This is a genomic window from Halovulum sp. GXIMD14793 (assembly GCF_054457435.1).
In genome coordinates this window covers 40,434-52,475 of record NZ_JBTLNE010000027.1, presented here as the reverse complement: position 1 = coordinate 52,475, position 12,042 = coordinate 40,434, and the positions used below count along the sequence as shown (strand labels likewise).

The following is a 12,042-nucleotide window of genomic DNA, read 5'->3' as shown; positions in this document are numbered from 1 at the left end:
CACGCTCCCGAATATCCAGTGATAGCGATTTGCCCATGTTCCACCTCCAAATATAGTGAATCACAAAATCCGCATCGTGGGAATCCCACCGATTCAGATTTCAAGGACGGCGCTCTAGGATGCTGTGGAAGCAGTTATTGAGGCATAACGCAGCATCGGTTCGTTTGGACTTAACCCAGACCTTCGCAGCGCCGAAGCATGCGCAAAAACTCAACCATTCGTGTCCAAATCAGATCGGACTGATGCCCTTTGCCCGCCGCAGTGCCGCTAAGGCTGCGCCGGATACCCCGTCATCTCCAGATATCCCCGCCCTGGATGGCTACCGCTGACGCTAATCGGGCCTTCCCAATAGGGGAACAGGGTTTGCATGTAGGCTTGCGGGTTGATTGCCGTTACCTCGACATCCACGCTCTGATCAGGATATCGCACGCGCCATTCTGTCGGGATACTGCGGCCTGCGACCTGGCTTTCGGCCAGCGGTATCAGCCCCACCGTGCCCGGGGGCAGGGGTGTGGGCGTCCCATCCGCCCCGATCCAGGTCCCGACGATGTAATCGCTGGCCCCGCGCAGACGAAACGCCATCAGCTTCGCCCCGTCGTCGAAATGCAACGATAGCCAGTCCCACCCCTCTTGATCCGATGCGAGGGGTTGGGAGGACCATTCGCGGTCCAGCCAGGCCTGTCCGGTCACCTCAATCTGCACGCCGTCCAATGTCACATGCCCATCCAGAGCAAAGAACGGCTGGCTGTAATAATGCGACGCCTGACCGCTTTCCGCCTTGACCGAATAGCCATCGCGCCCCTGCAATACCAAAGGTCCCTCGGCCCGCAACGCCACATCATAGCTGAAATCAGCGCCCGAGGCGGTCAGCCGCAACTGATCAATCCCGTCATTGACAGCGCGCATCGACCAGTCGTCGATAAAGGCCTCGAACGGGTCTGCCACAACGCCCGCCTGCCCAATGCCGCCACGCGCAAAGGTTTCGGCCGACCGGTGCTGATCCGGCATTGTAATCGCAGCATGCCCCATCCAGATTTGCGGCCCATCCGCCGCGGCGGCCTGCCGGAACAGGGTCCATTGCAAACCCATTTCGGTTCCGTCTGCGGCGGTCAGGTTGGCTGTCAGATACCACCATTCGATGCGAAAGCCGGGATGCGGCTGGTGATCGGCGGGGAAGGTTAGGCGCGTTGCAGGGTCAGGCACCGCGAACCCTTCGGCTTCGGTGCCCAGACCGGCATAGCCCTGCGACAAAGCCGGGGATGCCAGCAGGCTCAGCAGCAAAAAAAGCGCTTTATTGATCATTGCAGAACACCTTGATCAGATCGGCAGGCGGCGTGCGTTGCAGTCGGATAACCGGCCATAGGCTCGCCAGCGCCGAGGTCAGCAGCGCCAGTGCGCCAAGCCCCAGCCATTGACCGGGGAAGATATAGAGCGGCAGCTTCCAGCCAAACGCCTCGACATTGATGATCGCGGTCAACACCCAGGCAAAGAGAAGCCCCAAGGGGATCGCACACAGCGCCGTGACAAGCGCCAGCATCAGCGCCCTGGCCAGTTCGATCCGCGCCAGCGCTGCCCGCGTCAGCCCCATGGCCCAGACCGGTGCCAGCTGCGGCAGCCGGATCTGCGCCAGGGTCAGCAGGGCCGTGGTCAGTGCCAGACCCGCCACGGCCAGGGTCAGCGCATTCAGCGCTGCTGTAATGGCAAAGGTGTTCTCGAACACCGCCTGCGCCTGCGCCTTCAACCCCGCCTGATCAATGATCCGGGACGGGCCAAGATCGTTCTCCTGGGCCAGTCTTGCGATAACCTCGGCAGCAGGCGGGGCGCTATCGGTCAACAGAACAGCGGCGCTGTGGCGCGCAGCGGGCGGAAAATGCGGCGCAAAGGCGCTTTGATGCAGCAGTATCGCGCCGTTCGGATTGCCGTAATCGGCGAAAATTCCGGCAATTCTGGGCTGCCAGCCGGGCAGGGGCAGGGATGCGCCGATCCTCAGATCCAGCCGCCGTGCCGTCTGTTCCGAGATCAGGACGGCCTTGCCCGCCATCACCGCGTCCCAGACCCCGGCCTCAGCCTCCAGCAACGGCCAGTCCTGCCGGTAATGCGGATGATCGACCACCGCCATGACGCCCACGGGCCAGCCCTCGACACGGATATCGGCATTCTCGATCGGCAGCACATCGACAACCTCCGGGCGGCGCGCCAGCGCGGCGGCCAGCCGGTCACGATCCGGGCCCGAATTGGGCTGGATATAGATATCCGCCGCCAGCCGTTGATCCAGCCAGTCCAGAAAGGTCAGGCGAAACCCGCCCACCATCGTCCCGACCCCGATATTGATTGCCAGCGCCAGCAACAGCGCCATCAGGGCCAGCGACAGACTGTTCAGCTGCGCCCGTGTATCCGCCCAGAACCACTGTGCCACCGCCCCCTTGGCCCGCCGCGCCGCAACGCCCAACAAGCCAAAAACCAGCGCAGGCAGTGCCAATGCCGCCGCCACCAAGGTACTGCCCATCACCACAAAGCCAGAGATCAGACCATGCCCCCACAGCACCGTGCCCACAGCGATCACAACGGCAGCAGCGGACAGGGCCAATTGCAGGATCAGCCGTCCGCGCGCCGCCTCCAGCCAGGCTTGCTGCCGGGCAGGGGCCAGAACCTCCATGCGGGCGATGGCCCACAAATGGCTGGCCGCGGCAACCAGGGCACCGACCAGCGCCATGGCCAGACCGCCCAGCCACCAGACGGGCGACAGGCTCAGCGCACCGGGCACCGTTGCCCCATAAAGACTGCCGAGCGAGGCCGCGACCCCCGGCAGCAGGGCCGCTGCGATCAGATAGCCCAGAACCACGCCGACCAGCCCGGCCAGTGTGGCCAGCAAGGCGATCTCGGCCAGCAAGGACAGGATCAGGCTGCGCAGCGGCACACCCAGCGCACGCAATGTGCGCATAAGGGCGCGGCGCTGTTCAAAGGCCAGCCCGATGGTGCCATGCACGATGAACAGACCCACGACAAAGGCCATCAGGCCAAAGGCCGTCAGGTTCAGATGAAAACTGTCGGTCAGACTGCCAAGGCCGCTTTGGGCCTGGGGCGGCTCGATCCGATAAGGCCCAAGGTCAGCTAGCGCGCGCCGTGCAGCTTTCTGATCCGGGGACAGAACCAGCCGAGACACAGCACCCGGGCGGTCCAGCAGGCGCTGTGCGATACCGATGGGAACCAGCAATGTGTCAGGCGGCAGAGTGTCGGCGGCTTGGCTTGGCGGCAGGTCATCAGCGGTCAAGTCGGCGATTGTCTCGGGATGGGCTAGGGTCTGATAAGGCGGTGCAATAAACCCGCCCAAAGCCGCAGGTTCGCCCGAGCCAAAGGCCGCGGCCACCGGCAGCGTCAGCACGTCAATGCCCACAAGGCGATAGCTTCGGCCATCCCGCCGCAACCGCCCCTCAAGGATCGGAGAGACCCGCCAACCGCCCCGCCGCAGCGTGACAAAATCCGCCTCGCTCAGCGGTTGGCCATCGCTGCGGGTGAGGCTGTCCAGACGATCCCCTGCCAGCAGCGCCTCCGCCGTGTCATAGCTTTGCCGGGCTTGTGCATTGATCGCCTGCACCCCGGTCCACAGCGCAGTGGCCACCGCCAGCCCCAGCACCAGCACAAAGGCCTGCCCGGGGCGGCGGCGCCAGTGACCGGCCAGCGCAGACAGGCAGGTGCCGATCATGTCAGCTTTCCTGCGCGCAAGGTCACCATGCGCGCCAGCCCGGCGGCCAGACGCGGCGAATGCGTGACCATCAACAGGGCCGTTCCAGTCTCGGCAACCAGCTCCAGCATCAACTCCAGCACCGCATCGCCCGTCGCCTCATCCAGATTGCCAGTGGGCTCGTCGGCCAGCAAAAGACGGGGCCGCACCGACAACGCGCGCGCGATCGCCACTCTTTGCGCCTGTCCACCGGATATCTGCTCGGGAAAACGGTTCAAAAGCTCCGTCAGGCCCAGACGATCCGCCAGATGCGCGCACCGTTTCGGATCATGACGCCCGGCCAGACGAGCCTGAAATGCGATATTGGCCGCCAGATCAAGGCTGGGGATCAGGTTGAACTGCTGAAAAATCAGCGCCAGCCCCTCGCGCCGCAATCTGGCGCGCCCTGCATCGTTAAGGCTGGTCACCTCGGTCCCGTCTACCCGGATCGACCCGGCATCCGCGCTGTCCAGCCCGGCAATCAGGTGCAGCAATGTGCTTTTTCCCGAGCCCGATTCCCCCGTCAGCGCAAGAGTTTCGCCCGCCGACAGCTGCAAATTTGCAGCATCCAGCACCGCAACCGCCCCATAGCGCTTTGTTACCGATTCTACGTCCAGCATGTGCCGATGGTCCTTTGCTGTGTTGCAAAGGTGTTACCGCATGTGAAAGTTTTGCGCCATTCGCCTGAATTGTCACAGCTTTCCCTCGGAACCCTTGCGGGGAATCGGTGCAAGCGTCATGGTTGCGGCGAAGTTCTGGCTTGTCTGATCCGGGGGGAATTCTGAATGTTTTACCGCGCGCTGTCATTTGCTCTGACTGTGACCCTTGCTGTGCCCGCTGTTGCACAGCAAAGCCCGGTGCCAGACCGCAGGGTCATCTACGAAAACAATGTCGATTTCTATGGCAACGACCTCAGTTCGATCTACGAGACGACGCAGGAGCTTTGTGAACGGGCCTGTATCGATGATGTCCGCTGTAATGCCTTCACGTTTAATACCCGCGCTTTGGCCTGCTTCCTGAAATCCGACATCCAAAGCCGCGAATCCTACGAAGGGGCCTTGTCCGCTCGTATAGTCCTGACGGATGCGGCGTCGGTGTCGCGCGGTGCTGATCTGGTAGGCAACCTTGATTTTCTGTCCCAAGGGGTGCTGAGCACCGCCTCGGGCTATGGCAGGCAGCTGGCCCGGGACTACTATGACAACGGCCAGACCGGTGAAGCGCTATTGAATCAGGCGCGCCAGGTCGGCAGTAACAACCGTGTCGTGGCGATGTTCCTGTCGGCCCGCGCGGTCGTGGCACTGGATGATGCCGTGGCCTGGTCGGAACTGGCTCGCCAAAGCCTTGCGCTGAAGGACACCAAATCAGACGAACGCAACAGGGCGCGCAACTATGCGCTCTATGCCTCGATCAACGCCTATCTGCGCTCTGAAAACGACGCGCAGCAGGCGGAGAACCTGTCGCAGATGGCCAAGGCGCTGGAATGGCAGAACGATGGCCGCTCCGCCCTAAGCGCCATGCGGCTGGCAACCACCCTGTCGCCGCGCCAGGACCTGCAGCTGGCGCTGGACCGCCTGATCGGGCTGTATGGGTTCCGGGTGGTTGATACCCGCGTCGACAGCGACTCGCAAAACCCGCGCGTCTGTCTGACATTCAACGAAAAACTGGTGCAGGCCGGTGTGGAATACGCCCCTTATGTCGCCATCGATGGTGCTGATCTGCCGGTCGAAGCAAGCGGCAGGGACCTGTGCATCGAAGGGCTGGAGCATGGCCAGCGCGTCAACTTCACCCTGCGTGAGGGGCTGCCAGCCGCCTCGGGCGAGGCGCTGTCCAAGGATGTCCGCCAGTCGCATTACATTCGCGACCGCAGCCCGCAGGTTCGTTTCATGTCGCGCGCCTATGTTCTGCCCCGCACCGAAAACGCCTCCATCCCGCTGGTGACGGTAAACGCGGATGAGGTGAAACTCTCGATCCACCGCGTGACCGAGCGCAACATCGTTCCGGCCATCCGTCAAAATCTGGTCGGCAAATCGCTCTACCCGTATGAAATGGGCCACGTTAACAGCACCTGGGGCGAGGCGGTCTGGGAAGGCTATGGCAGCGTCAAGAACACGCTCAATTCCGATGTCACAACCGCAATGCCAATCGGCGATGCGGTCGAAACCTTTAAGCCCGGCGTCTACGTCCTGTCCGCAGTGATTGAGGGCGAAGAACAGGAAGGCCCGCCAGCCACCCAATGGTTCATCGTCTCCGATATCGGCATCTCTACGCTTCTGGGCAATGACGGCTTGCATGTCTCGGTCCGTGGTCTGACCGATGCACTGCCGCGCGAAGGCTTCAAGGTTGAGCTGATCTCGCGCAACAACCAGGTTCTGGCTAGCGCGACCACCGATGCCAATGGCGCTGTGCAGTTTGATGCCGCGATCACGCGCGGGCAGGGCGGCAATGCGCCGGGTCTTGTGACCGTGCGCGATGCTGATGCCGATTTTGCCTTTCTCGACCTGTCCGAAGCCGGGTTTGACCTTTCGGACCGTGGCGTTGACGGGCGCAGTGCGCCGCAGCCGGTGGACGTTTTTGTCTCGACCGAACGCGGGGCCTATCGTCCGGGCGAAAGCGTCTTTGCCACCATCCTGGCCCGCGACCCGGATGTCACCGCGATCCCCGACCTGCCGCTGACCGTCGTTATCCGCCGCCCTGATGGGGTGGAGTTCCGCCGCGACGTGCTGGCCGATGCAGGCGCAGGCGGCCGCGCCTTTACCATGGACCTGCCCGCAGGGGCAGCGCGCGGCACATGGCGGATGCAGATCTATGCCGATACCGAAGCACCGGCACTGGCCAACACCACCTTCCTGGTCGAAGATTTCGTGCCCGAGCGCATCGATTTCGAGATCAGCATGGCCGACGGCCCGGTCCGGCTCGACAGCACATCCTTTATTAATATCGACGCCCGCTATCTCTACGGTGCGCCGGGCGCGGATCTCAGCGTCGAGGGGGATATCCGGTTCATTCCGGTCCGGTCACTGGACGGATATGACGACTATCGCTTTGGTCGCCACGATGCGTCGAACGAAATCCTCTATGGCTGGCTCGATGGCGACGGCGTCACCGATGAACAGGGCAAGGTGGCCATGACCATCGGCTACCCTGATTTCGGCGAAATTCAGCGCCCCTATAAGATGGAGGCGATTGTCCGTCTGGCAGATTCCTCGGGCCGCCCGGTTGAGCGTATCCTGACCAAGCCGGTTGCCGCCCCCGAAACCATGATCGGCGTCAAGCCGCTGTTTGATGGTGCGGCCGAAGAAGGCGGACTGGCCGAATTCCAGATGGTCGCCGTCGCCCCTTCGGGCGATCAGGTCGACATAGACGGTGTTGCATGGGAACTGTCCCGCATCCGCCGCGACTGGCAGTGGTATTCGCTGAATGGCCGCTGGCAATGGGAAGCCATCATCAGCCGCGAAAAAGTTGCCAATGGCACCGTGGACCTCAAAGCCGGTGAAGCGGTCGATCTGGCCGTGCCGGTCGATTGGGGCGAGTATGAATTGGTCCTCAGCGGCCCCACCTCCACCGGTCAGACGCTCAGCTCCATGTCGTTCTATGCGGGCTGGTATTCGTCGGGCAATTCCGACACGCCAGACCAGTTGCAGGTATCGCTGGATGCTGAAACCTATGCACCGGGCGACACCGCCACCCTGCGGGTCGAGGCGCGCGATCCCGGTCAGATGGTCGTGCAGGTCCTCTCGGACGGTGTCATCGACACCCAGATGCTTGCGGTCGAGGCTGGCGCGACTGAGGTCACCCTGAACGTGACCGAGGACTGGAGCCCCGGCGTCTATGTCATGGCTACGCTGATCCGCCCCATGGATCAGGCCGCAGGGCGCAACCCATCGCGGGCCATCGGTCTGGGCTGGGTGCCGGTCGATCCCGGCCCGGCAGAGCTTAAGGTCGCCTTCGTCTCGGCTGATACGGCCAAACCGCGCAATCCTCTGATCGCGGAACTTGAGGTAACGGGCGCACAACCCGGGCAGGAGGTTTACGCCACCATCGCCGCCGTTGATGTCGGTGTCCTGAACATCACCGGGTTCGATGCCCCCACCCCGGTTGACTACTATCTGGGCCAGCGTGAGCTTGGCGTCGAAATCCGCGACCTTTATGGCCGCCTGATCGACGGGATGCAGGGCGATTCCGGCAGCCTGCGGCAGGGCGGCGACGGTTCGTCCAGCGGCTCTACCTCACCGCCGCCGACCGAAGATCTGGTTGCCTATTTCCAGGGGCCGCTGAAAGCGGATGAGAACGGGCGCATCACCGCCAGCTTCGACATCCCCGATTTCAACGGCACGGTGAAACTGATGGCCGTGGTCTGGTCGCAAGAAGGCGTCGGACAGGCCGAGCAGGACGTAATCATCCGCGATCCTGTGGTTGTCAGCGCCAGCCTGCCACGCTTCCTCGCACCGGGCGACAAGTCGCGACTGCTGCTGGATATCGACAATATTGATGGCCCTCCGGGCGAATATCAACTGTCGGTGCAGGGTGTCGGCGGTCTGCCGGTCAGCGACCGTCAGTTCCTGTCGCTGGGCAAGGATCAGAAAACCAGTGTCTCGGTGCCGGTTTCGGCGCTGCTGGAAAGCCTCGACAGCGCGCTTGAGGTCACGCTGACCACGCCCGACGGCGAAGCGCTGACCAAACGGCTGCGTCTGGCTGTGATCGCCAACGATCCCGAGATTTCCCGTCAAAGCCGGTTCGAACTGGCCGCAGGGGATACGCTCAGTCTGAACGACGACATCTTCACCGGCCTGCGCCCGGGGGCCGAGGCTGTTCTGTCCGCCGGACCTCTGGCGCGATTCGATGCGCCGGGGCTGCTGAATGCCCTCTCGACCTATGCCTATGGCTGCACCGAACAGTCCACGTCTAAGACGCTGGCCCTGATCTATTTCAATCAGGTCGCCGCCCGTCTGGGTGGCCATCAGCGGGCCAATATCGAACAGCGCATTGCCGAGGGGATCCAGAACGTTCTGGCCAATCAGGATCGCGAAGGCGGCTTTGGCCTGTGGCGCGCATCGTCCGATGGCGATCTGTGGCTGAACGCCTATGTCACTGATTTCCTCACCCGCGCCCGTGAAGAAGGGCACGAGGTTCCGGAACTGGCCTATCAGCAGGCGCTCGACAATCTGCAGAACCAGTTGAACTACCAGCCGGATTTCGAGGAAGGCGGACAGGCCATTGCCTACGCGCTTTACACGCTGGCCCGCGTCGGGCGCGCCTCGATGGGCGATCTGCGCTACTACGCGGATGAGAAGGCGGATGACTTTGCCACCCCGCTGGCCAAGGCGCAGATTGGGGCCGCATTGGCCGCCTATGGCGATCCGGGCCGCGCTGACGCGATGATCCGCAAGGCCGTCGCCCAGATCGAGCAACGCCGCACTGAACGACGTGTCTGGCGCGCTGACTACGGCAGCTATCTGCGCGACGATGCCGCCGTGCTGTTCCTTGCGGTTGAGGCCGGCAGCAATGCGGTCAGCCGCGAAGCCTTCGTTGACCGTCTGATCACAGCCCGGACCAAGCGCCGCTACTTCTCCACGCAAGAACAGCTGTGGCAGCTGATGGCGGCCCGGGCGCTGATCAATGACAACGATCATGACGGCCTGCTGTTCAACGGCAAGGCCCCCGACGGCCCACTGGTGGAAACCCTGACTGATCAGCAGATGAAGACCTCTTTCGCGGTGCTCGAAAATACCAGCACACGGGATACGGATGTTGTCCTGTCGGTCTTTGGCGTGCCCGAGACGCCCGAGCCTGCAGGCGGCAATGGCTATACCATCATCCGCGAATACTTCGACTTGTCGGGCCAGCGGGTGGATCTCAGCCAGGTCACGCAGAACGACCGCTTGCTGGTGGTGCTGTCAGTGACCCCGCAGCGGGAGTTGCAGGCGCGTCTGATGGTCACCGATCCGCTGCCCGCTGGGTTCGAGATCGAGAACCCGTCGCTGATCCGCTCCGGCGATCTGTCTGCCTTTGGCTGGCTGAAGCAGAACGCCTATCCCAAATATACGGAGTTCGCGACCGACCGCTTCTCGGCCGCAGTGGATTGGCGCAAGACGGACAGCTTCCAGTTGGCCTATCAGGTGCGGGTCATCTCGCCAGGTGAATTCCACCATCCTGCGGCCAGCGTCGAGGACATGTACCGTCCCGCCTATCGTGCCCGCACCGAGACCGGCAAGGTCACCGTGCTGGCGGAAGATGCCAACCCGTGAAACGTGCCTTGCAGCGGACCGCCCTTGCGGCGGTCCTGCTGACGGCCTCGGCGGGTGCGGCGCTAGAGGCCTGGATCTCCGACACGGTGCTGCCACCGCTCGACGTGCCCATGTCGGTCACGGTCACCGATCGCAATGGCAAGGTGCTGCGGGTCTATGCCGCTGCCGATGAGCGCTGGCGCCTGCCGGTCGCCATGGAACAGGTGGATCGCGGCTATCTCGACCAGTTGATCGCCTATGAGGACAAGCGCTTCTATCGCCATCATGGCGTTGACCCCCGCGCCCTGCTGCGCGCCGCCGGGCAGGCGGTCTGGCGCGGTGAGGTCACCTCGGGCGGGTCAACCCTGACCATGCAGGTCGCCCGCCTGCTGGAGGACGGCTCAACCGGCAAATGGCAGGGCAAGCTGCGCCAGATACGGCTGGCCCTGGCGCTGGAACGCCGCCTGACCAAGCGCGAGATCCTGGAACTCTATCTGGCCCGCGCGCCCATGGGCGGCAATCTGGAGGGGGTGCGCGCCGCCGCCTTCAGCTATTTAGGCAAGGATGCCAAACGCCTGACCCCCTCCGAAGCCGCCCTGCTGGTGGCCCTGCCACAAGCCCCCGAAAGCCGCCGCCCCGACCGCGCCCCAGACGCAGCCCGCGCCGCCCGCAACCGGGTCCTGGCCCGCGTCACCGGTGCAGGCGTGATTGATGCAGAGGCGCTGACCGTCGCCCTGGCCGCCAAATCGCCCCGCGCCCGGCTGGCCTTTCCGATGCTGGCACCACAGCTGACCGACCGTCTGCGGCAGGATCAGCCCAAGGCGCGGTTTCTGCCAACAACCCTGGATGCCGGTCTGCAGGAGGCCCTTGAAAACCTGCTGAATCGCCATGTCCTGCGCCGCCACGCCAAACTGACCGGGGCGATCATGGTGATGGATCACCGGACCGGTGAGGTGCTGGCAAGCGTCGGCGGCCCGGACTACCTGAACGCCGCCCGCTCCGGCTTTCTCGATATGACCCAGGCGGTCCGCTCGCCCGGCTCTGCCCTGAAACCGGTGATCTATGCGCTGGCCTTCGAGGACGGGCTGGCCCATCCCCAAACCCTGCTGCATGACCGCCCGACCCGCTTTGGCGAGTACGAGCCGCAGAATTTCGACAAGACCTGGCGCGGCACCATCAGCGCAGAACGTGCGCTGCAACTTTCCCTGAACGTCCCAGCAGTGGCCTTGCTGGATCAGGTCGGCCCGGCCCAGATGCAGGCCCGGATGCGTCGGCTTGGGGTCAAGGTGCAGACACCGGGCGGACGTGCGCCCGGTTTGGCGCTGGCCCTTGGCGGGGCAGGCCTGACGCTGCAGGATATGATCCGGCTTTACGCCGCACTTGCCAATGGCGGCACCGATGCCGGGCTGCATCTGGTGCCGGGCACAGCGCCGCTGCTGCGCCGCGATCTGACCCAGCCAGTGGCGGCCTGGTATGTCGGCGATATTCTGTCACGCGCACCGCGTCCAGTGAATGCTGCGGGCCGCGATATCGCCTTCAAAACCGGCACCTCCTATGGCCACCGCGATGCCTGGGCGCTGGGCTTTGACGGGGCGCATGTGGTCGGCGTCTGGCTGGGCCGGGCCGATGCCGCCCCGATGCCGGGCAAACTGGGGATCGACGCCGCCGCCCCGCTGCTCTTCGAGGTGTTCAGCAACATCGCCCCCCAGACAACCCCACTGCCGCCACCTCCACGCACAGCACTGACCATTGCCCGCAGCGAACTGCCGCGCCCCTTGCGTGAACTGCGCACCGGCGCAGTGGTCGATGACAGCGACAAGCTGACCATCGCCTATCCCCCCGACGGCGCGCGGGTCGAACTGGGCCGCAGCGGTGCCCTTGTGATCAAGGTGCAGCAGGGGCAGGGGCCGCTGACCTGGATGATTGACGGCCAGGTGGTGCGCAATGACCCCTTTGCCGACGCATTGGTCTGGCAGCCAGAAGCACCAGGCTTTGTCGCGGTCTCGGTCGTCGATGCAAAAGGGCAGGCCGCCCGCACGCAGGTCTTTGTCGAGTAATCACCGCAAAGGCGGCACCAAAACCCGGCCGGATATCAAG

General features: G+C 63.9%; 5 protein-coding genes. 2 read left to right on the top strand and 3 right to left on the bottom strand.

Annotated features, from left to right (window positions below; genetic code table 11):
* Positions 1–267: 267 nt before the first annotated feature.
* The 3 genes from ACW9UQ_RS09665 to ACW9UQ_RS09655 are packed head-to-tail and all read right to left on the bottom strand — an operon-like array spanning position 268 to position 4,341.
* Entirely contained in the window at positions 268–1,302 is a 1,035-nt protein-coding gene (locus tag ACW9UQ_RS09665) for a lipocalin-like domain-containing protein (RefSeq protein ID WP_458930814.1), read from the bottom strand.
* A complete protein-coding gene (locus ACW9UQ_RS09660; protein ID WP_458930813.1) occupies positions 1,292–3,703 on the bottom strand; it encodes an ABC transporter permease in 2,412 nt (803 codons plus the stop codon). Before ACW9UQ_RS09660 ends, ACW9UQ_RS09665 begins: the two co-directional genes overlap by 11 nt.
* On the bottom strand, positions 3,700–4,341 hold the full coding sequence (locus tag ACW9UQ_RS09655; protein ID WP_458930812.1) for an ABC transporter ATP-binding protein: 642 nt from the start codon (positions 4,339–4,341) through the stop codon (positions 3,700–3,702). Before ACW9UQ_RS09655 ends, ACW9UQ_RS09660 begins: the two co-directional genes overlap by 4 nt.
* Before the next feature lie 165 nt (positions 4,342–4,506).
* On the opposite strand from ACW9UQ_RS09655, the gene ACW9UQ_RS09650 reads away from it, so the two are divergent.
* Positions 4,507–9,966: an alpha-2-macroglobulin family protein gene (locus tag ACW9UQ_RS09650; RefSeq protein WP_458930811.1), complete on the top strand. Its 5,460-nt coding sequence runs from the start codon at positions 4,507–4,509 to the stop codon at positions 9,964–9,966.
* Positions 9,963–12,002 carry a penicillin-binding protein 1C gene (gene pbpC / locus ACW9UQ_RS09645; protein ID WP_458930810.1) on the top strand — a complete coding sequence of 680 codons (2,040 nt, stop codon included), beginning with the start codon at positions 9,963–9,965 and terminating at the stop codon, positions 12,000–12,002. The genes ACW9UQ_RS09650 and pbpC overlap by 4 nt, the downstream gene beginning before the upstream one ends.
* Positions 12,003–12,042 lie beyond the last annotated feature (40 nt).

Coding starts and splice junctions, on each gene's coding strand:
- ACW9UQ_RS09665 (WP_458930814.1), bottom strand. CDS start 1,302: ATGATCAATAAAGCGCTTTTTTTGCTGCTGAGCCTGCTGGCATCCCCG.
- ACW9UQ_RS09650 (WP_458930811.1), top strand. CDS start 4,507: ATGTTTTACCGCGCGCTGTCATTTGCTCTGACTGTGACCCTTGCTGTG.
- ACW9UQ_RS09655 (WP_458930812.1), bottom strand. CDS start 4,341: ATGCTGGACGTAGAATCGGTAACAAAGCGCTATGGGGCGGTTGCGGTG.
- ACW9UQ_RS09660 (WP_458930813.1), bottom strand. CDS start 3,703: ATGATCGGCACCTGCCTGTCTGCGCTGGCCGGTCACTGGCGCCGCCGC.